The organism is Escherichia sp. WS1368 (assembly GCF_046487485.1).
GTDB classification, from domain to species: Bacteria; Pseudomonadota; Gammaproteobacteria; order Enterobacterales; family Enterobacteriaceae; genus Escherichia; species Escherichia coli.
In genome coordinates this window covers 764,519-788,248 of sequence record NZ_JBJQJI010000001.1, presented here as the reverse complement: position 1 = coordinate 788,248, position 23,730 = coordinate 764,519, and the positions used below count along the sequence as shown (strand labels likewise).

27 protein-coding genes and 3 pseudogenes are annotated in these 23,730 nt (G+C 51.3%); 20 read left to right on the top strand and 10 right to left on the bottom strand.

Translation table 11 applies throughout. The annotated features are described in order from the left end of the window. Window positions 1-21 precede the first annotated feature (21 nt). Both ACJHYD_RS03780 and ACJHYD_RS03775 read left to right on the top strand, forming a co-directional pair. A complete protein-coding gene (locus ACJHYD_RS03780; protein ID WP_001595870.1) occupies window positions 22-690 on the top strand; it encodes an SOS response-associated peptidase in 669 nt (222 codons plus the stop codon). A gap of 110 nt (window positions 691-800) precedes the next feature. After that, entirely contained in the window at window positions 801-1,280 is a 480-nt protein-coding gene (locus tag ACJHYD_RS03775; protein WP_000494170.1) for a GNAT family N-acetyltransferase, read from the top strand. Window positions 1,281-1,417: 137 nt separating this feature from the next. Here ACJHYD_RS03775 and ACJHYD_RS03770 read toward each other — a convergent pair. Further along, window positions 1,418-2,532, bottom strand: a pseudogene (locus ACJHYD_RS03770) (DUF5503 domain-containing protein). A gap of 185 nt (window positions 2,533-2,717) precedes the next feature. On the opposite strand from ACJHYD_RS03770, the pseudogene ACJHYD_RS03765 reads away from it, so the two are divergent. Then, a pseudogene (locus ACJHYD_RS03765) lies at window positions 2,718-2,816 on the top strand (integrase); the annotation flags it as partial. Between the two features lie 66 nt (window positions 2,817-2,882). Here ACJHYD_RS03765 and fliE read toward each other — a convergent pair. Beyond that, window positions 2,883-3,197, bottom strand: coding sequence for a flagellar hook-basal body complex protein FliE (gene fliE, locus ACJHYD_RS03760; protein ID WP_001301376.1), 315 nt, complete (start codon window positions 3,195-3,197; stop codon window positions 2,883-2,885). A gap of 214 nt (window positions 3,198-3,411) precedes the next feature. Between fliE and fliF the strand changes: the two genes are divergently transcribed. From fliF to rcsA, 14 genes are all read left to right on the top strand, one after another. Beyond that, window positions 3,412-5,070 (top strand): flagellar basal-body MS-ring/collar protein FliF, encoded by a 1,659-nt coding sequence (fliF, locus tag ACJHYD_RS03755; protein WP_000994435.1) that lies wholly within the window; start codon window positions 3,412-3,414, stop codon window positions 5,068-5,070. After that, window positions 5,063-6,058, top strand: a complete 996-nt coding sequence (fliG, locus tag ACJHYD_RS03750) for a flagellar motor switch protein FliG (RefSeq protein WP_000067950.1) — start codon at window positions 5,063-5,065, stop codon at window positions 6,056-6,058. The genes fliF and fliG overlap by 8 nt, the downstream gene beginning before the upstream one ends. Then, complete coding sequence (gene fliH / locus ACJHYD_RS03745; protein ID WP_001282694.1) at window positions 6,051-6,737, top strand: flagellar assembly protein FliH; 687 nt, start codon at window positions 6,051-6,053, stop codon at window positions 6,735-6,737. The genes fliG and fliH overlap by 8 nt, the downstream gene beginning before the upstream one ends. Continuing rightward, window positions 6,737-8,110 (top strand): flagellar protein export ATPase FliI, encoded by a 1,374-nt coding sequence (fliI, locus tag ACJHYD_RS03740; protein ID WP_000213294.1) that lies wholly within the window; start codon window positions 6,737-6,739, stop codon window positions 8,108-8,110. Before fliH ends, fliI begins: the two co-directional genes overlap by 1 nt. Before the next feature lie 18 nt (window positions 8,111-8,128). Then, entirely contained in the window at window positions 8,129-8,572 is a 444-nt protein-coding gene (fliJ, locus tag ACJHYD_RS03735; protein WP_000807584.1) for a flagellar export protein FliJ, read from the top strand. Beyond that, window positions 8,569-9,696: a flagellar hook-length control protein FliK gene (locus ACJHYD_RS03730; RefSeq protein WP_033547199.1), complete on the top strand. Its 1,128-nt coding sequence runs from the start codon at window positions 8,569-8,571 to the stop codon at window positions 9,694-9,696. The genes fliJ and ACJHYD_RS03730 overlap by 4 nt, the downstream gene beginning before the upstream one ends. Before the next feature lie 104 nt (window positions 9,697-9,800). Continuing rightward, window positions 9,801-10,265: a flagellar basal body-associated protein FliL gene (fliL, locus tag ACJHYD_RS03725; RefSeq protein ID WP_000133119.1), complete on the top strand. Its 465-nt coding sequence runs from the start codon at window positions 9,801-9,803 to the stop codon at window positions 10,263-10,265. 4 nt (window positions 10,266-10,269) lie between these two features. Continuing rightward, the gene (fliM, locus tag ACJHYD_RS03720) at window positions 10,270-11,274 is read left to right on the top strand and encodes a flagellar motor switch protein FliM (RefSeq protein ID WP_001295641.1); all 1,005 of its coding nucleotides are present in this window, start codon (window positions 10,270-10,272) and stop codon (window positions 11,272-11,274) included. Then, window positions 11,271-11,684 (top strand): flagellar motor switch protein FliN, encoded by a 414-nt coding sequence (gene fliN / locus ACJHYD_RS03715; protein ID WP_001282098.1) that lies wholly within the window; start codon window positions 11,271-11,273, stop codon window positions 11,682-11,684. The genes fliM and fliN overlap by 4 nt, the downstream gene beginning before the upstream one ends. 2 nt (window positions 11,685-11,686) lie before the next feature. Continuing rightward, the gene (gene fliO, locus ACJHYD_RS03710; protein WP_021561323.1) at window positions 11,687-12,052 is read left to right on the top strand and encodes a flagellar biosynthetic protein FliO; all 366 of its coding nucleotides are present in this window, start codon (window positions 11,687-11,689) and stop codon (window positions 12,050-12,052) included. After that, complete coding sequence (gene fliP, locus ACJHYD_RS03705; protein ID WP_001253450.1) at window positions 12,052-12,789, top strand: flagellar type III secretion system pore protein FliP; 738 nt, start codon at window positions 12,052-12,054, stop codon at window positions 12,787-12,789. Before fliO ends, fliP begins: the two co-directional genes overlap by 1 nt. A gap of 9 nt (window positions 12,790-12,798) precedes the next feature. Next, entirely contained in the window at window positions 12,799-13,068 is a 270-nt protein-coding gene (fliQ, locus tag ACJHYD_RS03700; protein WP_000187358.1) for a flagellar biosynthesis protein FliQ, read from the top strand. Window positions 13,069-13,076: 8 nt separating this feature from the next. Continuing rightward, window positions 13,077-13,862, top strand: a complete 786-nt coding sequence (gene fliR, locus ACJHYD_RS03695) for a flagellar biosynthetic protein FliR (RefSeq protein ID WP_000983977.1) — start codon at window positions 13,077-13,079, stop codon at window positions 13,860-13,862. A gap of 289 nt (window positions 13,863-14,151) precedes the next feature. Continuing rightward, complete coding sequence (gene rcsA, locus ACJHYD_RS03690; RefSeq protein WP_000103994.1) at window positions 14,152-14,775, top strand: transcriptional regulator RcsA; 624 nt, start codon at window positions 14,152-14,154, stop codon at window positions 14,773-14,775. Between the two features lie 43 nt (window positions 14,776-14,818). Here the strand turns inward: rcsA and dsrB are convergent, their stop codons facing one another. Then, a complete protein-coding gene (gene dsrB / locus ACJHYD_RS03685; RefSeq protein WP_000867217.1) occupies window positions 14,819-15,007 on the bottom strand; it encodes a protein DsrB in 189 nt (62 codons plus the stop codon). A 162-nt stretch (window positions 15,008-15,169) separates the two neighbouring features. On the opposite strand from dsrB, the gene yodD reads away from it, so the two are divergent. Together yodD and ACJHYD_RS03675 are read left to right on the top strand one after the other, a co-directional pair. Further along, complete coding sequence (gene yodD, locus ACJHYD_RS03680; protein ID WP_000844800.1) at window positions 15,170-15,397, top strand: peroxide/acid resistance protein YodD; 228 nt, start codon at window positions 15,170-15,172, stop codon at window positions 15,395-15,397. 297 nt (window positions 15,398-15,694) lie between these two features. After that, window positions 15,695-16,510: a mannosyl-3-phosphoglycerate phosphatase-related protein gene (locus ACJHYD_RS03675; protein WP_001544640.1), complete on the top strand. Its 816-nt coding sequence runs from the start codon at window positions 15,695-15,697 to the stop codon at window positions 16,508-16,510. Here the strand turns inward: ACJHYD_RS03675 and dgcQ are convergent. The 3 genes from dgcQ to ACJHYD_RS03660 all read right to left on the bottom strand — a co-directional run bounded on the left by dgcQ (window position 16,507) and on the right by ACJHYD_RS03660 (window position 19,550). Next, window positions 16,507-18,201: a cellulose biosynthesis regulator diguanylate cyclase DgcQ gene (gene dgcQ / locus ACJHYD_RS03670; protein WP_021561324.1), complete on the bottom strand. Its 1,695-nt coding sequence runs from the start codon at window positions 18,199-18,201 to the stop codon at window positions 16,507-16,509. The two genes, ACJHYD_RS03675 and dgcQ, sit on opposite strands and share 4 nt — an antisense overlap. A gap of 170 nt (window positions 18,202-18,371) precedes the next feature. Beyond that, window positions 18,372-18,554, bottom strand: a complete 183-nt coding sequence (locus ACJHYD_RS03665; protein WP_000009307.1) for a YodC family protein — start codon at window positions 18,552-18,554, stop codon at window positions 18,372-18,374. A gap of 78 nt (window positions 18,555-18,632) precedes the next feature. Then, window positions 18,633-19,550, bottom strand: a complete 918-nt coding sequence (locus ACJHYD_RS03660) for a DUF808 domain-containing protein (RefSeq protein ID WP_000922683.1) — start codon at window positions 19,548-19,550, stop codon at window positions 18,633-18,635. Between the two features lie 172 nt (window positions 19,551-19,722). Between ACJHYD_RS03660 and yedA the strand changes: the two genes are divergently transcribed. Next, window positions 19,723-20,643 carry a drug/metabolite exporter YedA gene (yedA, locus tag ACJHYD_RS03655; RefSeq protein ID WP_001212226.1) on the top strand — a complete coding sequence of 307 codons (921 nt, stop codon included), beginning with the start codon at window positions 19,723-19,725 and terminating at the stop codon, window positions 20,641-20,643. Here the strand turns inward: yedA and vsr are convergent. From vsr to drpB, 4 genes and pseudogenes are all read right to left on the bottom strand, one after another. Beyond that, complete coding sequence (gene vsr / locus ACJHYD_RS03650; RefSeq protein WP_021561325.1) at window positions 20,632-21,102, bottom strand: VSPR family DNA mismatch endonuclease; 471 nt, start codon at window positions 21,100-21,102, stop codon at window positions 20,632-20,634. The genes yedA and vsr overlap by 12 nt on opposite strands. Next, window positions 21,083-22,501 (bottom strand): DNA-cytosine methyltransferase, encoded by a 1,419-nt coding sequence (dcm, locus tag ACJHYD_RS03645; RefSeq protein ID WP_001157214.1) that lies wholly within the window; start codon window positions 22,499-22,501, stop codon window positions 21,083-21,085. The genes vsr and dcm overlap by 20 nt, the downstream gene beginning before the upstream one ends. A 66-nt stretch (window positions 22,502-22,567) precedes the next feature. Beyond that, window positions 22,568-23,263, bottom strand: a complete 696-nt coding sequence (locus tag ACJHYD_RS03640; protein WP_024229419.1) for a phosphohydrolase — start codon at window positions 23,261-23,263, stop codon at window positions 22,568-22,570. A gap of 39 nt (window positions 23,264-23,302) precedes the next feature. Continuing rightward, a pseudogene (drpB, locus tag ACJHYD_RS03635) lies at window positions 23,303-23,584 on the bottom strand (cell division protein DrpB). Between the last annotated feature and the right edge of the window lie 146 nt (window positions 23,585-23,730).

The window sequence follows — 23,730 nt, the reverse complement described above, 5'->3', positions numbered from 1 at the left end:
GTATGATCTCAGGAGGTTGCTATGTGTGGACGCTTTGCCCAATCCCAAACGCGTGAAGATTACCTTGCGCTTCTCGCGGAAGATATTGAACGCGATATTCCCTACGATCCCGAACCCATTGGCAGATACAACGTCGCGCCGGGAACCAAAGTTCTTCTACTCAGTGAACGTGATGAACACCTTCATCTGGATCCGGTTTTTTGGGGATATGCTCCCGGATGGTGGGATAAACCGCCGCTGATTAACGCCCGCGTAGAAACTGCCGCAACCAGTCGCATGTTTAAACCGCTCTGGCAACATGGTCGGGCAATCTGTTTTGTCGATGGCTGGTTTGAGTGGAAAAAAGAAGGCGACAAAAAGCAGCCTTATTTTATCTATCGTGCTGATGGACAACCTGTTTTTCTGGCCGCGATAGGTAGCACACCGTTCGAGCGCGGTGACGAAGCCGAAGGATTTTTGATTGTCACTGCAGCAGCAGACCAGGGTCTGGTAGATATTCATGACCGCCGCCCACTGGTACTGTCGCCAGAAGCTGCGCGGGAATGGATGCGGCAAGATATTGGCGGTAAAGAAGCCTCAGAAATCGCTACCAGTGGCTGTGTGCCAGCAAACCAGTTCACCTGGCACCCGGTATCGCGCGCGGTGGGTAATGTCAAAAACCAGGGCGCGGCGTTAATTCAACCTGTTTGACAAGCCTGAAGATTATTGATCAACAATACTGCGTCATAAGAAATCTCTATTAGACAAAGATTTCATTACCTGTTGGCATATTGCAAAAATAACACCAATGCGGAATCGTTATGTTCACGATTAAAACAGATGATCTCACCCATCCAGCAGTGCAAGCATTAGTGGCTTACCATATTTCCGGCATGCTGCAGCAGTCTCCCCCCGAAAGCAGTCATGCTTTAGATGTGCAAAAATTACGTAACCCGACAGTGACATTCTGGTCAGTATGGGAAGGCGAACAACTCGCAGGAATTGGTGCGCTGAAGTTGCTGGATGATAAACATGGCGAACTGAAATCAATGCGTACCGCGCCAAATTATTTACGTCGAGGTGTCGCCAGTCTGATTTTACGCCACATTTTGCAGGTCGCCCATGACAGATGCCTTCATCGCCTGAGCTTAGAAACGGGTACACAGGCTGGATTTACGGCCTGCCATCAACTTTATTTGAAGCATGGTTTCGTTGATTGCGAACCGTTTGCTGATTATCAACTTGATCCACACAGTCGATTTTTGTCATTGACGCTATGCGAAAATAATGAATTGCCATGAGCCAGACGCAGCACATTCTTGCATTCGACGTGCTGCGCCTTTATTCATCACCAGCCGCATATGTCTTGTCCTTAGACGCTCCTTCCACATGCGCCACAAGAAACCTCTATTCCAGTGACACAATTGCGCCTAACTATTTAATTCTTACCATCTATTACGCCCCTTTTGACTATGTCAGAATATTTATCATAATCAGCGGAATTCGTAACAATATATTTTCGCTGCGATATTTCATAGGTAATGTCTGTCAAAGTCCACGGCATTAAAAACTCCTCTTTAATAGGATAACATTCTATAAAAAGTAATTTTAAATTGCTATGTATCGCAGGGACAACCTCAATATTATACTCCATACGTGCTGTCTCCAGATGATTTGGGAAGTATTGAATTTTTTTATCTTATTATCGCCACAATTAAACAGATTAGTAGTCTCAGGCATTGCTGGTATTTACCATATTTTATTGCGATAAATAAAAATTTTCATAGCCTTTGACGGAGATGAGTCAACACGCGATATCAGATTATTATCTACGGAGACCTGGGTAATTCCATCGGATACTTTTGGAAATACCATATAATTATTAAAATCGAGTTCTAATTCTTTGCAGAATTTGGGAATTTGTATTGTGGCAAGGCCATTATGACGAAGAGAAAGCACCTCAATCCAGTCTGGAAGAGGTGGCAAAGACCCCAAGTGAAGATCTGTTAAGTCAAGTTTACTATTGTGGAGTTCAACACATTTAAACAATCTCACCAATGCTATATCCACATTTTCTTTGAAGTCATTCGATGCGCCTTCTTTGACTGAATTAGCCCAGTCACTGAAACCTTTGCAAAGTCTGGCATCTGTAATTTTCGTTAACTTGTCTAGAAACTCTGCAATATTAGTCGATATAAACTCTAATGTATGCCGAATGGGTGGATTACCAGCTCCCTGACTTTTTTCTATCATGATAAAACCTGTCTTATCATAAATCGAGAAACCTTGAAACCAGAGACTATAATCACCCCATCCGAAATATTCTGAGTGCAACAACTTAAATTCTGACAGCATATTCAGTAATTTGCTGTCTTCACTAATTGGTGTAAACCTACCATTTCCAAGACAACTGACTAACTCACTTGATAATTCATTTATCATTGCATCATCAGATACTAAATCTTGTTGTTTTATCGTAGACTCAGTATTAGATGTGATTTTATTTAATTGAACCGACTGAGCTTTTAACGACAGATCATTTAATGGAAACATTTACACTCCTGTTTAATAAATTATATTGCCCAGGGAGCATTCTAAAACACAATAAAATTACCACTATCAAAAATCGCTCATTTTTATAACGCAGTATATTAATAAAAATAAGAACGAAGATTAAATTATCCAGAGGTTACTGTTGCGTCTGTGGTCGTAACAACATCCGACGTGGTGATGAGTGTCAAATGAGACACTCTGATGGTCAAAGGGTTTATTGCGTTTACGGATCGTGGATGGCAGAAAACGTTCAGGATCAGGTATCCATTTTAAACCAGAAATAGAGTGAGTTTGCCCCATCCATGCCCCACGCGGTGAGATCGGATGTAATTAACAACAGGTTACACAACCTACACCTGCATGCTCATCACTTCCTGATACGCCGCCACCAGCTTATTACGCACCTGAATCCCCATTTGCATTGAAACTGAGGCTTTTTGCATATCGGTCATCACATCGTTTAACGCCACGCCGGGTTCACCGAGAGTGAATTTTTCTGCCTGCGTGCGGGCGGCTGTTTGTGTATCGCTTATGCGATCGAGCGCGGCGTGCAGCTGCCCGGCAAAACTAATGGTCGGTTGCGGCAGTGATTCCTGCGCACGTGCACTCATCGCCGTGGTCTGTAACTGGCTGATAACCCCTTCAATCCCCTGTATCGCTGACATTTTCATCTCCCGGATAATTTCTGGTAGCAAAGCCTACCAGTAAGTCAATAAGACAAAGGCGCTAAATAGCAACAAAAAAACGGGTTTATTGGCGGATAGAAAAAAACGAAAGCACAAATAATGGCAGCGTCAATTTTTCGAGTTTGCTGACCCGGGAGTGAGTCTTGTTCCACTTTGCCAATAACGCCGTCCATAATCAGCCACGAGGTGCGCGATGAATGCGACTGCAGCCCAGACAAAATCTCTTGAGTGGCTTAATCGCCTGCGTGCGAATCCGAAAATTCCATTGATTGTTGCCGGTTCCGCAGCAGTGGCGGTCATGGTCGCACTGATCCTGTGGGCGAAAGCCCCCGACTACCGCACATTATTCAGCAATCTTTCCGATCAGGATGGTGGCGCAATTGTCAGCCAACTGACGCAAATGAATATTCCTTACCGCTTCAGCGAAGCCAGCGGCGCTATTGAAGTTCCGGCAGATAAAGTTCACGAACTGCGTCTGCGCCTGGCACAACAAGGTTTGCCCAAAGGCGGCGCGGTCGGTTTCGAACTGCTCGATCAGGAAAAGTTTGGTATCAGCCAGTTCAGCGAACAGGTGAATTATCAGCGGGCGCTGGAAGGCGAGCTTTCTCGTACCATCGAAACTATCGGCCCGGTAAAAGGGGCGCGCGTACATCTGGCAATGCCGAAACCGTCTTTATTCGTCCGTGAACAAAAATCCCCTTCTGCATCGGTGACGGTAAATCTGTTACCCGGCCGCGCACTCGATGAAGGGCAAATTAGCGCCATTGTGCATCTGGTTTCCAGCGCGGTTGCTGGTCTGCCGCCGGGGAACGTCACGCTGGTGGATCAGGGTGGACATCTGTTAACCCAGTCCAATACCAGCGGGCGCGATCTTAATGACGCTCAGTTGAAATATGCCAGCGATGTCGAAGGCCGGATTCAGCGGCGTATTGAAGCGATCCTGTCGCCAATTGTTGGTAACGGTAATATTCACGCCCAGGTTACGGCGCAACTGGACTTCGCCAGTAAAGAACAAACGGAAGAACAGTATCGCCCTAACGGTGATGAATCTCAGGCGGCGCTTCGTTCACGCCAGCTTAATGAGAGCGAGCAAAGCGGTTCCGGTTATCCGGGCGGCGTACCGGGGGCGTTGTCGAATCAACCGGCTCCTGCGAATAACGCGCCAATCAGCACGCCTCCGGCAAATCAAAATAACCGCCAGCAGCAGGCGAGCACCACCAGCAATAGTGGGCCGCGTAGCACACAGCGGAATGAAACCAGTAACTACGAAGTCGATCGCACCATTCGTCATACCAAAATGAACGTGGGCGATGTGCAACGTCTGTCCGTCGCGGTCGTGGTGAATTACAAAACCTTGCCAGATGGCAAACCGTTGCCTCTCAGCAACGAACAGATGAAGCAAATTGAAGATCTGACCCGCGAGGCGATGGGCTTTTCTGAAAAACGCGGTGATTCGCTCAATGTTGTTAACTCGCCGTTCAATAGCAGTGACGAAAGCGGCGGAGAACTGCCGTTCTGGCAACAGCAAGCGTTTATCGATCAGTTACTTGCTGCCGGTCGCTGGTTGCTGGTACTGCTGGTGGCGTGGCTGCTGTGGCGTAAAGCGGTACGCCCGCAGCTAACACGTCGCGCTGAGGCGATGAAAGCTGTACAGCAACAGGCACAGGCCCGCGAGGAAGTGGAAGATGCGGTGGAAGTCCGCCTGAGCAAAGACGAACAACTCCAACAACGGCGCGCTAACCAACGTCTGGGGGCAGAAGTCATGAGCCAGCGTATCCGTGAAATGTCTGATAACGATCCGCGCGTGGTGGCGCTGGTCATTCGCCAGTGGATAAATAACGATCATGAGTAACCTGACAGGCACCGATAAAAGCGTCATCCTACTGATGACCATTGGCGAAGACCGGGCGGCAGAGGTGTTCAAGCACCTCTCCCAGCGCGAAGTGCAAACTCTGAGCGCTGCAATGGCGAACGTCACGCAGATCTCCAACAAGCAGCTAACCGATGTGCTGGCGGAGTTTGAGCAAGAAGCTGAACAGTTTGCCGCACTGAATATCAACGCCAACGATTATCTGCGTTCGGTATTGGTCAAAGCTCTGGGTGAAGAACGTGCCGCCAGCCTGCTGGAAGATATTCTCGAAACCCGCGATACCGCCAGCGGTATTGAAACGCTCAACTTTATGGAGCCGCAGAGCGCCGCCGATCTGATTCGCGATGAGCATCCGCAAATTATCGCCACCATTCTGGTGCATCTGAAGCGCGCCCAGGCCGCCGATATTCTGGCGTTGTTCGATGAACGTCTGCGCCACGACGTGATGTTGCGTATCGCCACCTTTGGCGGCGTGCAGCCTGCCGCGCTGGCGGAGCTGACCGAAGTTCTGAATGGCTTGCTCGACGGTCAGAATCTCAAGCGCAGTAAAATGGGCGGCGTGAGAACAGCAGCCGAAATTATCAACCTGATGAAAACTCAGCAGGAAGAAGCCGTTATTACCGCCGTGCGTGAATTCGACGGCGAGCTGGCGCAGAAAATCATCGACGAGATGTTCCTGTTCGAGAATCTGGTGGATGTCGACGATCGCAGCATTCAGCGACTGTTGCAGGAAGTGGATTCCGAATCGCTGTTGATCGCGCTGAAAGGGGCCGAGCAGCCACTGCGCGAGAAATTCCTGCGCAATATGTCGCAGCGTGCCGCCGATATTCTGCGCGACGATCTCGCCAACCGTGGTCCGGTGCGTCTGTCGCAGGTGGAAAACGAACAGAAAGCGATTCTGCTGATTGTGCGCCGCCTTGCCGAAACTGGCGAGATGGTAATTGGCAGCGGCGAGGATACCTATGTCTGATAATCTGCCGTGGAAAACCTGGACGCCGGACGATCTCGCGCCACCACAGGCAGAGTTTGTGCCCATGGTCGAGCCGGAAGAAACCATCATTGAAGAGGCCGAACCCAGCCTTGAGCAGCAACTGGCGCAACTGCAAATGCAAGCCCATGAACAAGGTTATCAGGCGGGTATTGCCGAAGGTCGCCAGCAAGGTCACGAACAGGGCTATCAGGAAGGACTGGCCCAGGGGCTGGAGCAAGGTCTGGCAGAGGCGAAGTCTCAACAAGCGCCAATTCATGCCCGGATGCAGCAACTGGTCAGCGAATTTCAAACTACCCTTGATGCACTTGATAGTGTGATAGCGTCGCGCCTGATGCAGATGGCGCTGGAGGCGGCACGTCAGGTGATCGGTCAGACGCCAACAGTGGATAACTCGGCACTGATCAAACAGATCCAACAGTTGTTGCAGCAAGAACCGTTATTCAGCGGTAAACCACAGCTGCGCGTGCACCCGGATGATCTGCAACGTGTGGATGATATGCTCGGCGCAACCTTAAGTTTGCATGGCTGGCGCTTGCGGGGCGATCCCACACTCCATCCTGGCGGCTGTAAAGTCTCCGCCGATGAAGGCGATCTCGACGCCAGTGTCGCCACTCGCTGGCAAGAACTCTGCCGTCTGGCAGCACCAGGAGTGGTGTAATGACCACGCGTCTGACTCGCTGGCTAACCACGCTGGATAACTTTGAAGCCAAAATGGCGCAGTTGCCTGCGGTACGTCGCTACGGGCGATTAACCCGCGCTACCGGGCTGGTGCTGGAAGCCACCGGATTACAATTGCCGCTCGGCGCAACCTGTGTGATTGAGCGCCAGAACGGCAGCGAAACGCACGAAGTAGAAAGCGAAGTCGTTGGCTTTAACGGTCAACGGCTGTTTTTAATGCCGCTGGAGGAAGTGGAAGGTGTCCTGCCCGGCGCGCGTGTTTATGCCAAAAACATTTCGGCTGAAGGGCTGCAAAGCGGCAAGCAGTTGCCGCTCGGTCCGGCGTTATTAGGTCGCGTTCTGGACGGCAGCGGTAAACCGCTCGATGGCCTCCCCTCCCCCGATACGACGGAAACCGGTGCGCTGATTACCCCGCCATTTAACCCATTGCAACGTACACCGATTGAACATGTGCTGGACACCGGCGTGCGCCCAATCAATGCCCTGCTTACCGTCGGGCGCGGGCAGCGTATGGGGCTGTTTGCCGGGTCCGGCGTTGGTAAAAGTGTGCTGCTGGGGATGATGGCCCGTTACACCCGCGCTGATGTCATTGTCGTGGGTTTGATTGGTGAACGAGGGCGCGAAGTAAAAGATTTTATTGAGAATATCCTCGGTGCCGAAGGGCGTGCACGCTCCGTGGTGATTGCCGCTCCGGCGGATGTTTCTCCGCTCCTGCGAATGCAGGGTGCCGCCTATGCCACGCGCATTGCCGAAGATTTTCGCGATCGTGGTCAGCATGTTTTGCTGATTATGGACTCCCTCACCCGCTACGCGATGGCCCAGCGTGAGATTGCGCTGGCGATTGGCGAACCACCTGCCACTAAAGGTTATCCACCGTCGGTGTTTGCCAAATTACCGGCACTGGTCGAGCGTGCCGGAAATGGTATTAGCGGCGGCGGCTCGATTACCGCGTTTTATACCGTGCTCACCGAAGGCGATGACCAGCAGGACCCCATTGCTGACTCCGCGCGGGCAATCCTCGACGGTCACATTGTGCTGTCTCGCCGACTGGCGGAAGCCGGGCACTATCCGGCTATCGATATTGAAGCGTCGATCAGCCGCGCAATGACGGCGTTGATCAGCGAGCAACATTATGCGCGAGTGCGCACCTTCAAACAGCTGTTGTCGAGTTTTCAGCGTAACCGCGATCTGGTTAGCGTCGGTGCGTATGCCAAAGGCAGCGATCCGATGCTCGATAAAGCCATCGCCCTGTGGCCGCAGCTGGAGGGCTATTTACAACAAGGCATTTTTGAACGCGCGGACTGGGAAGCATCTCTCCAGGGGCTGGAGCGTATTTTCCCGACAGTGTCATAACCCAGGAGATAACGGCAGATGGCAGAACATGGTGCGCTGGCGACCCTGAAAGATCTGGCAGAAAAAGAGGTAGAGGATGCCGCGCGCCTGCTGGGTGAAATGCGTCGCGGATGTCAGCAGGCGGAAGAACAGCTCAAAATGCTGATCGATTATCAGAATGAATATCGCAATAACCTCAATAGCGATATGAGTGCCGGGATGACCAGCAACCGCTGGATCAACTATCAGCAGTTTATCCAGACGCTGGAAAAAGCCATTACTCAGCATCGCCAGCAACTTAATCAGTGGACGCAGAAAGTTGACATTGCCCTGAACAGCTGGCGAGAAAAGAAACAACGTTTGCAGGCCTGGCAGACACTGCAGGAACGGCAATCCACGGCGGCACTGCTTGCAGAAAACCGCCTCGATCAGAAAAAGATGGATGAGTTCGCCCAGCGCGCCGCCATGAGGAAACCTGAATGATTCGCATAGCGCCCTTGATTACCGCTGACGTTGATAACGCCACATTGCCTGGCGGCAAAGCCAGCGATGCTGCACAAGATTTTCTCGCGTTGTTGAGCGAAGCATTAACAGGCGAGGCAACAACCGACAAAGCGACTCCCCAGTTGCTGATGGCAACAGATAAGCCCACGACAAAAGGCGAGCCGCTGGTCAGCGATATTCTTTCAGACGCGCAACAAGCGGATTTACTGATCCCTGTGGATGAAACACCGCCTGTCATCAACGACGAACAATCCACATCAACACCGTTAAACACCGCTCAGACGATAACGTTGGCTGCGGCGGCTGACAACAATACGGCAAAAGACGAAAAAGCGGATGATCTGAATGAAGACGTCACCGCCAGCCTGAGTGCCCTTTTTGCGATGTTGCCGGGTTTTGACAATACGCCCAAAGTGACTGATGCACCGTCAACCGTGTTACCGGCAGAGAAACCAACGCTTTTCACAAAACTGACTTCTGCGCAACTCACAACAGCACAGCCTGATGACGCCCCCGGCACGCCAGCTCAGCCATTAACACCGCTGGTAGCAGAATCCCAGAGTAAAGCGGAAGTCATCAGCACGCCTTCGTCGGTGACCGCTGCCGCCAGCCCGCTAATCACTCCACACCAGACACAGCCACTGCCCACCGTCGCCGCGCCTGTTTTGAGTGCACCGCTGGGTTCTCACGAATGGCAACAATCATTAAGCCAGCATATTTCGCTGTTCACCCGCCAGGGGCAACAAAGTGCAGAGTTGCGTCTGCACCCACAGGATTTAGGTGAAGTGCAAATTTCCCTCAAAGTGGATGATAACCAGGCGCAAATCCAGATGGTTTCACCGCATCAACACGTACGCGCCGCGCTGGAAGCAGCGCTGCCGGTACTGCGTACGCAGCTGGCGGAAAGTGGCATTCAGTTAGGGCAAATCAACATCAGTGGCGAAAGCTTTAGTGGTCAGCAGCAGGCCGCTTCCCAACAACAGCAAAGCCAACGCACAGCAAACCATGAACCTCTGGCGGGGGAAGACGACGATACGCTTCCGGTTCCCGTCTCTTTACAAGGGCGTGTAACAGGCAACAGCGGCGTTGATATTTTCGCCTAACGTCAGAGGTAGCACCGTAATCCGCGTCTTTTCCCCGCTTTGTTGCGCTCAAGACGCAGGATAATTAGCCGATAAGCAGTAGCGACACAGGAAGACCGCAACACATGACTGATTACGCGATAAGCAAGAAAAGCAAGCGATCGCTTTGGATCCCGATTCTGGTATTCATTACCCTCGCGGCCTGTGCCAGCGCAGGTTACAGCTACTGGCATTCGCATCAGGTTGCCGCTGAAGACAAAGCGCAGCAACGCGTCGTGCCCTCCCCGGTCTTCTATGCGCTGGATACCTTTACGGTCAATTTGGGCGATGCGGATCGCGTGCTTTATATCGGCATAACCCTGCGACTGAAAGATGAAGCTACCCGCTCGCGGCTGAGTGAGTATTTGCCGGAAGTCCGTAGCCGTTTGCTGTTACTGTTTTCGCGTCAGGATGCTGCCGTACTGGCGACAGAAGAAGGCAAGAAAAACCTGATTGCCGAGATTAAAACCACACTTTCCACCCCGCTTGTTGCCGGGCAACCGAAACAGGATGTCACCGACGTGCTGTATACCGCTTTTATTCTGCGATAACGACATGGGCGATAGTATTCTTTCTCAAGCTGAAATTGATGCGCTGTTGAATGGCGACAGCGAAGTCAAAGACGAACCGACAGCCAGTGTTAGCGGCGAAAGTGACATTCGTCCGTACGATCCGAATACCCAACGACGGGTTGTGCGCGAACGTTTGCAGGCGCTGGAAATCATTAATGAGCGCTTTGCCCGCCATTTTCGTATGGGGCTGTTCAACCTGCTGCGCCGTAGCCCGGACATTACCGTCGGGGCCATCCGCATTCAGCCGTACCATGAATTTGCCCGCAACCTGCCGGTGCCGACCAACCTGAACCTTATCCATCTGAAACCGCTGCGCGGCACAGGGCTGGTGGTGTTCTCACCGAGTCTGGTGTTTATCGCCGTGGATAACCTGTTTGGCGGCGATGGACGCTTCCCGACCAAAGTGGAAGGTCGCGAGTTTACCCATACAGAACAGCGCGTCATCAACCGCATGTTAAAGCTGGCGCTTGAAGGCTATAGCGACGCCTGGAAGGCGATTAATCCGCTGGAAGTTGAGTACGTGCGTTCGGAAATGCAGGTGAAATTTACCAATATCACCACCTCGCCGAACGACATCGTGGTTAACACGCCGTTCCATGTGGAGATTGGCAACCTGACCGGCGAATTTAATATTTGCCTGCCATTCAGCATGATCGAGCCGCTACGGGAATTGTTGGTTAACCCGCCGCTGGAAAACTCGCGTAATGAAGATCAGAACTGGCGCGATAACCTGGTGCGCCAGGTGCAGCATTCACAGCTCGAGCTGGTCGCCAACTTTGCCGATATATCGCTACGCCTGTCGCAAATTTTAAAACTGAAACCAGGTGACGTCCTGCCGATAGAAAAACCCGACCGCATCATCGCCCATGTTGACGGCGTCCCGGTGCTGACCAGTCAGTACGGCACCCTCAACGGTCAGTATGCGTTACGGATAGAACATTTGATTAACCCGATTTTAAATTCTCTGAACGAGGAACAGCCCAAATGAGTGACATGAATAATCCGGCCGATGACAACAACGGCGCAATGGACGATCTGTGGGCTGAAGCGTTGAGCGAACAAAAATCAACCAGTAGCAAAAGCGCTGCCGACGCGGTGTTCCAGCAATTTGGCGGTGGTGATGTCAGCGGAACGTTGCAGGATATCGACCTGATTATGGATATTCCGGTCAAGCTGACCGTCGAACTGGGCCGTACGCGGATGACCATCAAAGAGCTGTTGCGTCTGACGCAAGGGTCAGTCGTGGCGCTGGACGGTCTGGCGGGCGAACCGCTGGATATTCTGATCAACGGTTATTTAATCGCCCAAGGCGAAGTTGTCGTAGTCGCTGATAAATATGGCGTGCGGATCACCGATATCATTACTCCGTCTGAGCGGATGCGCCGCCTGAGCCGTTAGTGATGAATAACCACGCTACTGTGCAATCTTCCGCGCCGGTTTCTGCTGCGCCACTGCTGCAGGTGAGCGGCGCACTCATCGCCATTATTGCCCTGATCCTCGCTGCTGCCTGGCTGGTAAAACGGCTGGGATTTGCCCCGAAACGCACTGGCGTTAACGGTCTGAAAATTAGCGCCAGTGCTTCGCTGGGCGCGCGTGAACGGGTCGTGGTGGTCGATGTGGAAGATGCACGGCTGGTGCTCGGCGTTACCGCAGGGCAAATCAATCTGCTGCATAAACTTCCCCCTTCAGCACCAACGGAAGAGATACCGCAGACCGATTTTCAGTTGGTCATGAAAAACTTGCTTAAGCGTAGCGGGAGATCCTGATGCGTCGTTTGTTGTCTGTCGCACCTGTCCTTCTCTGGCTGGTTACGCCCCTCGCCTTTGCGCAACTGCCGGGTATCACCAGCCAGCCGCTGCCTGGCGGTGGACAAAGCTGGTCGCTCCCGGTGCAGACGCTGGTGTTCATTACCTCGTTGACGTTTATTCCGGCAATTTTACTGATGATGACCAGTTTCACCCGCATCATCATTGTTTTTGGTTTATTGCGTAACGCACTGGGAACGCCCTCCGCGCCACCTAACCAGGTATTGCTGGGGCTGGCACTGTTTTTGACCTTTTTTATTATGTCGCCGGTGATCGACAAAATTTATGTCGATGCGTACCAGCCATTTAGCGAAGAGAAAATATCAATGCAGGAGGCGCTGGAAAAAGGGGCGCAGCCGCTGCGTGAGTTTATGCTGCGTCAGACCCGTGAGGCGGATTTAGGGTTGTTTGCCAGACTGGCGAATACTGGCCCGTTGCAGGGACCTGAAGCTGTGCCGATGCGCATTTTGCTCCCGGCCTACGTGACCAGCGAGTTGAAAACCGCATTTCAGATAGGCTTCACGATTTTCATTCCTTTTTTGATTATCGACCTGGTGATTGCCAGCGTGTTGATGGCATTGGGGATGATGATGGTTCCCCCAGCCACCATTGCTCTGCCCTTTAAACTGATGCTGTTTGTACTGGTGGATGGCTGGCAATTGCTGGTCGGTTCGCTGGCGCAGAGCTTTTACAGCTAGAGAGGCAAAATGACACCTGAATCGGTCATGATGATGGGGACTGAAGCGATGAAAGTCGCGCTGGCACTGGCTGCCCCACTGTTGCTGGTGGCGCTGGTCACGGGTCTTATCATCAGTATTTTGCAGGCCGCCACGCAGATCAACGAAATGACGCTGTCGTTTATTCCAAAAATCATCGCCGTATTTATCGCCATTATTATTGCCGGACCGTGGATGCTCAATCTGTTGCTGGATTACGTCCGCACCTTGTTCACTAACCTGCCGTATATCATCGGGTAGGCCGTACAATGATGCAGGTAACAAGCGATCAATGGCTTTCCTGGTTAAGCCTGTACTTCTGGCCGTTACTGCGCGTGCTGGCGCTCATTTCTACCGCACCAATTCTGAGCGAACGCAGCGTGCCGAAACGGGTAAAACTGGGTCTGGCAATGATGATCACGTTCGCTATTGCCCCATCATTACCTGCCAACGATGTTCCTGTTTTTTCGTTCTTTGCTCTGTGGCTGGCCGTGCAGCAGATCCTGATCGGCATTGCGCTTGGTTTTACCATGCAATTTGCCTTTGCCGCTGTGCGAACCGCTGGTGAAATTATCGGTCTGCAAATGGGGCTGTCATTTGCGACGTTTGTCGATCCGGCCAGCCATCTCAATATGCCCGTTTTAGCGCGTATCATGGATATGCTGGCGTTACTGCTGTTCCTGACATTTAACGGTCATTTATGGTTGATTTCACTGCTGGTCGATACCTTTCACACCCTGCCAATTGGTGGCGAACCGTTGAACAGCAATGCGTTTCTGGCACTCACCAAAGCAGGGAGTTTGATTTTCCTTAACGGACTGATGCTGGCGTTACCGCTCATTACTCTGCTGCTGACCCTGAATCTGGCATTAGGTTTACTGAATCGTATGGCCCCGCAATTATCCATTTTTGTTATTGGATTTCCATTAACTCTGACTGTCGGTATCTCTTTAATGGCGGCATTAATGCCGTTAATTGCGCCTTTTTGCGAACATTTATTCAGTGAGATGTTTAATTTGCTGGCTGATATTATTAGTGAATTGCCATTAATATAATTCCGTAACGTTTATCATGTTATCCTAAGGATTATCCGAAAAATAATACCTACGAACATCTTCCAGGATACTCCTGCGGCGAAATATTTGTTTTAAGCTCACTCACATATCGCAACATTTACTTTACTTTAAGACAATTCCAGGCAAATTATACAACACTTTACGGGATAGTAAGTCCGCCTGAAAAATCGCGAGAGTGGCGCATTAGGTGACCCATGTTGTTCCGTTTAGTCATGATGAAATATTCAGGTAAGGGGAATTATCGTTACGCATTGAGTGAGGGTATGCCATGTCAACGATTATTATGGATTTATGTAGTTACACCCGACTAGGTTTAACCGGGTATCTGTTGAGTAGAGGGGTTAAAAAAAGAGAAATCAACGACATTGAAACCGTTGATGACCTTGCCATAGCTTGTGATTCACAGCGCCCTTCAGTGGTGTTTATTAATGAGGACTGTTTCATCCACGATGCTTCTAACAGTCAGCGCATCAAGCACATCATTAATCAACATCCCAATACGTTATTTATCGTTTTTATGGCAATTGCCAATGTTCATTTTGATGAATATCTATTGGTCAGAAAAAATTTATTGATCAGTTCTAAATCGATTAAACCGGAATCTCTCGACGATATCCTTGGCGATATTCTGAAAAAAGAGACAACGATAACCTCGTTTTTAAATATGCCGACGTTATCATTGAGCCGAACCGAATCGAGTATGTTGCGAATGTGGATGGCAGGTCAGGGAACCATTCAAATCTCCGACCAAATGAATATCAAAGCCAAGACCGTTTCATCGCATAAAGGTAATATTAAACGTAAGATCAAAACGCATAATAAACAGGTTATCTACCATGTCGTCCGACTGACGGATAATGTGACTAATGGTATTTTTGTCAACATGCGCTAACACATTCTGACTGGTGGTTTCCCACCAGTCAGGCTGAATTAGATTACTCTGCTTTCTCCACAAAGATACCGTCCTGATGCCCTGCTTCATTAAAGAACCAGATGCCGAGCGGGTAGTCTTCCAGCGAAACCAGGTACATTGTGCCTTCACTAAACTCCTCAACTGCCAGTACCACGCCAGGACGACGCGGACCGCCATCCGTTTTGACTGTTACCCGATCATTCACCTTCATCGTTTTCCTCCTGTGGCTTTGTGCCAGTGTAGAACAATTTCGTTTTTCTGGCAGCGCCAGGCGCGCGCGAGTGCTGATTTTCTCGACGGTCTATACTTAAGAGATGCCAGGCGGACTTAACGACTGGCGGCAACAACAGAGTAACGGTTGCGAGGAAAGATGATGAAAACCGCAAAAGAGTACAGCGATACCGCAAAACGTGAGGTCAGCGTCGATGTCGATGCCCTGCTGGCGGCGATCAATGAAATTAGCGAAAGCGAAGTTCATCGCAGCCAGAACGATTCTGAACACGTTAGCGTCGATGGACGTGAATATCATACATGGCGTGAATTGGCGGATGCCTTCGAACTGGATATTCATGACTTCAGCGTCTCTGAAGTGAATCGTTGAATGCACAATAAAAAAATCCCGACCCTGAGGGGGTCGGGATGAAACTTGCTTAAGCAAGAAGCACTTAAAAAATTCGTTACACCAGGAAATCTGATGTGTTCATCACCTTATCCGCAATTTTTTTCGCTGACAAGAAAATATTCGTGATATGAATGATTAACGCTACTTATGAATAGAAATGTGACGCGCGTCACCCCTTGGTGGCTCTGGCGTCAACGGGATCGCTCCCGAAAAAAACATCTTTGATAATTTGTGCTGTTTTGAGAATCATCCTGGTAAGGGGAGTACTGCGCAACCATGCTTTCAATTCAACAACCACTACTGGTTTTTAGCGATCTTGATGGCACCCTGCTGGACAGTCATAGTTATGACTGGCAACCAGCTGCCCCCTGGCTCAGCCGTTTACGCGAAGCGAATGTTCCCGTCATTCTCTGTAGCAGTAAGACATCAGCGGAAATGCTGTACTTGCAAAAAACGTTGGGGCTACAAGGTTTACCGCTGATTGCCGAAAATGGCGCAGTGATCCAGCTTGCTGAGCAATGGCAGGATATAGACGGTTTTCCACGCATCATCTCAGGTATTAGCCATGGCGAAATCAGCCAGGTTTTAAATACGCTACGCGAGAAAGAACATTTTAAATTCACAACTTTTGATGATGTCGACGATGCAACCATCGCCGAATGGACGGGATTAAGCCGTAGCCAGGCGGCGCTGACGCAGCTACATGAGGCGTCGGTAACGCTAATCTGGCGCGACAGTGACGAGCGTATGGCACAATTTACCGCTCGTCTGAACGAACTGGGCTTGCAGTTTATGCAGGGTGCGCGCTTCTGGCACGTCCTGGATGCCTCTGCCGGAAAAGATCAGGCTGCCAACTGGATTATCGCGACCTATCAACAATTGTCAGGCAAACGCCCAACCACACTTGGCCTGGGCGATGGGCCAAACGATGCGCCCTTACTGGAGGTAATGGATTACGCGGTGATTGTGAAAGGGCTAAACCGTGAAGGGGTGCATCTGCATGATGAGGAGCCGGCCCGCGTCTGGCGAACGCAGCGTGAAGGACCGGAAGGCTGGCGTGAAGGGCTGGACCATTTTTTCTCCGCCCATTAAGCGTTATCGCTCGCGAATACCCGATTGCGCCCGGCCTGTTTAGCGAGATAAAGTCGACGGTCGGCCAGTGACTGGAGTTGTTCAAAATCATAATCACCGGTTTCCTCGCTGCTGCTTACCCCCAGCGAGGCACTGATGCGTATCGTCGTACTCTTGGCGATCAACATCTCTTTTTCATTTAGCTTCAGGCGAATACGTTCTGCAACCTCCGCAGCCTGCGTCAGGCTCGCGCCGGGCAGAATCACACAAAACTCCTCACCACCGACCCGCCCGGCAACGTCCTGCGCACGCAAGGAACTGCTAATTAATCCGGCAGCATGAGAAAGAACACGGTCGCCCGCCTGATGACCAAAGCGGTCATTAATCGCTTTAAAATGGTCAAGGTCGACCTGAATGACAGAAAAAGGATGTTGGTGCGTCTGACACAATTTAGCGAGCGGACGGGCTTTTTCGAACAGTGCGCCACGGTTATATAAACGCGTTAAGGTGTCGTGCCACGCCTGCCACTGCAACGAGCTTTGCAAAACATACATGTTGCTGACCATCCGGCGAATCACATACCAGGAGATGAGTAACATGGTGGTAAAGAGCGCCCACAGCAGGGTTAATGCAATGCTGATACTGCCGAAATCGCCGCGCACGCCTTCGCTTAGCGTATGGACGCGCACCAGCACACCGTCGAAATGGTCCAGACGTTCCCAGCTAACATAGCGACTGTTCATACGAATGCCGCCCCGCGTGTCATGTTCCATTGCCTGCGCCAGCAAGGCCAGTTCACGAGGGTCAAAAATATTCCCTGTTGAATGGTCGGGATTAGAAGAGGTCAATAATCTCAGCTTACTGTCATAGAGCTGATACTCACCATCGAGGTTTTTATCGATGGCGTTTCTTAAAAATTGCTGCATGGTACGCACGGGAATACTCATCCCCAGCACGCCATACCAGTAGTTATCACTGTCTACCGGAACACTGACGGTAACCTGCGGTTCAGTATTGCTGGCGTGTTCCGGTTGCGAAGTGAACCAGCGTACCGCGCGGTGACGATTTTCTCGTTGCGAATGGCCGACAAACCAGGGTTGGGTGACATAGCCGTAATAACGCGTCGGTACATTGCGCGTAAACAAGGTCGGCTGCGTCGAAACGTAAAATCCGGCACGCGAGACATACATCGCCTGTTCAACCATTGACGAGGAGTTGTGCGCCAGTCGCAGCAAGTAACCAACTTCCAGCGCAGCGGTAATTTCATTGTCGAGGCTTTCATTTTCGCGAGACAGGAGATTCCCCTCGCTGACTAATGCATCCGACACGCCATTGACTGGCAGGGTGCGTCGTCGGTTGAGTTCGATTTGCCAGGCGTGCTCGTCACGATGCTGTTCGAACTCGGTTACGGCATTACGCAGAGAGGTGAAATCCAGTGGCGCTACGAGAGCTTCGCGCATGCCATTACGCAAAAAGATCAGTTTGTCGACGTTATACTGCAAATGCTTATCGAGCGCGTTGGCTACGTTTTCCAGATGATTACGCTGGCTGGAGATATAGGCATCTTCCAGCACCACCACTTCACGCCAGGTGAGCAAGGTGGAAAAAAGCAATACCACGATAAAGCAGAGATTAACGATATGACCAGGCCCCAGGCGGCGTGCGAGTTTTTTCAACCAGCTCTGGTTTTCCATTTTTGTCTCGTGCTGCACCCTGACGACTCCCAACCTGCTTTTTTATGATTCTGGCATAACCCGGCGATAACGTACCGCAAAACAGCGATAATTTTATAATGGTGGCATGATAAGACGCGACTATCATTCATTGCAGGCATTGGCACACCAGGCCGGATGTGATCCGGCCTGGTGTTAATGATACCCTTTCAAACTTCTTCCGCAGAACGACTCCCCTCCCCCGGAACAAGCTCGGTTTCATGAAAAGCTTCCCGCTTGACCCCGTAACCGTCATACCAACGACACTCAACCATACCGCTGGAGTATCCGGTGACAATCATCCGCGGGCCGCCCTCTTTAACCGTAACTTCCTCACTAACCATAAAGCTCATACTCGCCTCCTTTTTTCGAGTGAAACTTGTTCACCTTAGTTTAAGATGGCGAATTTTGCATAATAGCCTGTGCGAGTATTAATGTGCCTGACCGCGCATTTTCGCTACTGCTTTCACTCCCAGCACCACGATGCCACCGATGATAAAACCAAGAATCAGATTTAAAACAGTCGGTAATATCATCGCCACCACTGCACTTTGCTGCCCGGCGAAATGTTCAATGGCGTGATGCAGCGGCGCAATACCATGTACCACAATCCCGCCGCCGACGAGGAACATCGCCAGCGTGCCGACAATCGATAACGCCTTCATCAACCAGGGCGCAATGATCAATAACCCTTTACCTAATGCCTGCATCAGCGCGCTGGATTTTTCCGCCAGCCAATACCCCAGGTCATCAATCTTAACGATAACCCCTACCAGACCGTAGACGCCCACGGTCACTACCAGCGCGATGCCTGAAAGCACCAGCACCTGATTAAGCAACGGCGCTTCTGCCACAATCCCCAGCGTGATGGCGACGATTTCCGCAGACAATATAAAATCGGTACGAATCGCCCCTTTTATTTTGTCTTTTTCAAACTTCAGCGGATCCTGCGCCGCCAACTTCTCCAGACGCTGCTGACTCTGCGCCGGATCTTCTTTATGTTTACGCGCCTCCAGCATATGCAGCACTTTCTCTACCCCTTCAAAGCAGAGAAACGCGCCGCCAATCATCAACAGTGGCGTAATCGCCCACGGGATAAACGCACTGATGATCAGCGCCAGCGGCACCAGAATCACTTTATTGATCAGCGATCCTTTCGCCACGCCCCAGACCACGGGAAGTTCCCGGTTGGCGCGCACGCCTGAAACTTGTTGCGCATTGAGCGATAAGTCATCCCCTAATACACCGGCGGTTTTCTTCGCCGCCAGTTTGCCCATCACGGAAATATCGTCCAGCAGTGTGGCGATATCATCGAGCAACGTCAGTAAACTACTCCCGGCCAAAAGCATTCCCTCTCATTTTTATTGTTGAAGGGTGTAAGTATGAAGCAAAAACGGCAGCTCTGATACTTGCTTCACAGGTCAACATTTTTTTAACAATCAAGTGCAATTATATCTCTCGCCAGCAGAATGATTTTCACGTTTACTATGAACCACCTTTTTATTTCCACCGTGAGGGATTATGCGTTTCCGCCAGTTGTTACCGCTTTTTGGCGCGTTGTTTGCGTTGTATATCATTTGGGGCTCAACCTATTTTGTCATTCGGATTGGCGTGGAAAGCTGGCCGCCGTTAATGATGGCGGGCGTGCGATTCCTGGCAGCCGGTATTTTATTGCTGGCATTTTTGCTACTGCGCGGACACAAACTCCCCCCGCTACGTCCGCTGCTCAATGCCGCGCTGATTGGCCTGTTATTGCTGGCTGTCGGTAATGGCATGGTAACGGTTGCCGAACATCAAAATGTTCCTTCCGGCATCGCCGCCGTAGTGGTTGCAACCGTGCCTCTCTTTACCTTGTGCTTCAGCCGCCTATTTGGCATTAAAACGCGCAAACTGGAATGGGTGGGTATCGCCATTGGGCTTGCCGGAATCATCATGCTCAATAGCGGTGGAAATTTAAGCGGCAATCCGTGGGGCGCGATTCTGATTTTAATCGGCTCGATTAGCTGGGCGTTTGGCTCGGTTTATGGCTCGCGCATTACATTACCTGTAGGGATGATGGCGGGTGCGATTGAGATGCTGGCAGCAGGCGTGGTGTTAATGATCGCGTCGATGATTGCAGGTGAAAAACTGACGGCGCTCCCTTCCCTTTCAGGCTTCCTTGCGGTCGGCTATCTGGCGCTGTTTGGTTCGATTATCGCCATTAACGCTTATATGTATTTAATCCGCAACGTCAGTCCGGCTCTCGCCACCAGCTACGCCTACGTTAACCCGGTGGTCGCGGTCTTGCTGGGTACGGGACTGGGCGGAGAGACGCTGTCGAAGATTGAATGGCTGGCGCTCGGCGTAATTGTCTTCGCGGTGGTACTGGTCACGTTGGGAAAATATCTCTTCCCGGCAAAACCCGTAGTTGCGCCAGTTATTCAGGACGCATCAAGCGAGTAAATGAATCCCCTGCGTGTCGATCTGCGCGCTGGCACCTTCGCCGCAGATCCACTCTTCCAGACGCTCGGTAAGCGCTTCATCCTTCAGCTTCTCGCGCCCACGTAACGCGCACTCCCAGACAATCAATACGCGCCAGCCGAGTTCCTGCAAGCGACTGATATCGCGGCGATCGCGCTCAACATTTTTACCTATCTTCTCCAGCCAGAACTCGGTTCGTGTCTCAGGCACTTTAAACAGATAGCAGTGATGATGATGCCAGAAGCAGCCGTGGGTAAATATCACGCAGCGATATTCATCAACGACAAAATCCGGGCGTCCGGGGAGATCCGCGTCCTGAACGCGAAATGCCAGGCCCTGCCCGGTTAACAGACTGGCGAGGCGCTTCTCAATCGCCGTATCACGCGTAGCAATCGCGCGCATATTTTTGCTGCGAGTGGCCTTATCGTGAACGTCGGCCATGTTGTGCCTCTTGCTGACGCAACGCCACCGCCTGTTTGATTTTTGGCTCAAGCAGTTTTGCCACCGCGGCAAAGACCGGTACGACCACCGAGTTACCGAACTGGCGATAGGCCTGAGTGTCCGAAACCGGAATGCGGAATTTCGCTTCTCCCGGCGCTTCAAACCCCATTAAACGCGCGCATTCACGAGGCGTTAACCGACGTGGGCGATGTTGCTGATTCAGCGGATCGTCAAAGTCTTTCTCACCCGTGGCCATATCCCAACCGCGATCGATTAAAATTTCCGCGCCATCTTTGTAATAACGCGCAGACAGCGTACGCGTGACGCTTTGCGGATTGTTCGGATAAACCATTCCATAACCGAAGCCGTTACCGCGCGCCTGATGTTTTTTCGCATATCGATAGAGGTACTTCCACAGTACCGGCGTCAGGATATATTTCGCCTCGACCATCGGGTCCAGCAGCTGCGCCAGCGTCACTCGCTGTGCAGGGAAACATTTGCTGATATCACGCAGAGTAAAATCGGCTTTCAGATTCAGATCGCGACGAAAACCCACCAGCACGATGCGTTCACGGTGCTGCGGCAGAAAATGTTTGCCATCGATGATTTTCGGATCGTCCGGCCCGTTATCGTCTGCGTCGGCCACGTCATAGCCCAGTTCGTCCAGCGTCTGCATGATGATGCGGAACGTTTTACCCTGGTCGTGGCTTTTCAGGTTTTTGACGTTTTCGAGCACAAAAATCGCCGGTCGACGCGCGTCGATAATACGCACCACATCAAAGAACAGCGTGCCCTGGGTATCACAGGCAAAACCGTGCGCCCGCCCGAGCGAGTTCTTTTTCGATACGCCAGCCAGCGAAAATGGCTGACAAGGAAAACCCGCCAGTAATACATCGTGTTCAGGAATGTGTTGACGAATATGTTCCGCCGCCGCCTCATCACTCACGCCTTCTTTATGGCTGAGGGTGATGTCGCGGATATCTTCATTAAAATGATGCGTCGCCGGGTCGCAATAATGATTGGCTTTATAAGTGCGTACCGCATGTTTGTTCCATTCGCTGGTAAACACGCACTGTCCGCCAATCGATTCAAAACCGCGACGGATGCCGCCAATTCCGGCAAACAGATCGATAAAGCGAAACGCATAATGCGGATGATGTGCCGGTGGTTTGGGTAGCAACGTTTGCAGATGGGCGAACTCTTTCTCACTTAAACGGTGCCATGCCGAGTCATTCGCCAGCGCACGTTTTAAAATTGCCGCGCTCCAGTGATTCTCACCCACACCATTAAGCTGCGCCACCAGCGTTTTAGCATCATAAATTTGCAGCAGTTTCTCCAGCATTGCCTGTGCGGCATTCCCGGTGCTGTATGAATCGGTTACTGATATATTTTCCTGCATAGATTTAACCGGCCATCTGAGATGGCCGACAGGTTAACATAATTACAGCCATTTAGGGCCACGCGCTCAGCCCGCGGGTGAAAACGCATCTATCACCTTGTGATCGACACCTTCATTCTCCCCCGCCAGTTCGGCACTGAGCTTCGCCATAAACTCGACTAAAAATTGCGCGTTGTGCTGCGCCAGCTGCTTGCCTCTTGCGGTTTGCATGGTTTGCGGTAGCTTCAGCAACTTAGTCTGGAAATGATCCAGCGCGTAGCGTTTATCATCAAGCGGGCGATGCTGTGCGAACGGATCTTCACCATCAAACAGCGCCACGCCCAATGCCCCTGAAACAGCAAACACGCGCGCCAGGCCAATCGCACCCAGGGCTTCCAGCCGATCCGCATCCTGGACGATTTTAGCTTCCGTTGTTAAGGGGGCGATTTGCGCGCTGAAACTGTGAGCGGCAATGGCATGACAAACGGCCTCGATTTTCTCCGCCGGAAATTGCACGAACTCTTCACGGAGCAGGCGACGCGTCTCTTCTGCCGCCAGGATTGAAGAACGCTGCCGTTGCGGATGATTTTTCGCCAGGCTCACAATATCGTGAAAATAACAGGCGGTTAAAATCACCAGCATATCGACATCGTCATCTGCCGCCAGCTTCTGTGCCGTAGCCCAGACGCGGCGAAAATGACATACGTCATGGGCCGCGTCCTGGTGCTGATGATGGTTTTTCAACCAGTTTTCGAACTGTGTCTGCCAGTGTTGTAAGTCCATACGCGCTCCGTTGCCAAAGAGTCGCAACCTTAGCAGTTTTTATTCATAGCGTCTGCTACGTGCGGGACGAGGTCGGGTATACCAGGCAATGCTGCCTAACAATGCCCCGACCAGAGCCATAAATAAAAATCCGACCAGTGCCCCTAACCACTTTCCCGCGGTAGAGCCTAAATCGCTTTCAAATCCCGACACCGGGGCATCAGGGATCCGGCTCATCACTCAGATGTAACGCGCCATTGCCCAGACGAAATAGCCACACCATGTATAGAAAGCCCACAAAGCCAATTTGCCGCCAGGGCTGCGAGAGAGTCTCTCTTCCATCTTTGTCGAACCGTATTCCATTTTGAGATAACCCGGAAAATTCAGACTTAGTACTATTATGTGATAAAAGTCACATTTTTCCACATTGGATGAGCCAGTCAAGACTCAATCATTTTTTGAACAAATAGATAATTTTTGCGCAACGG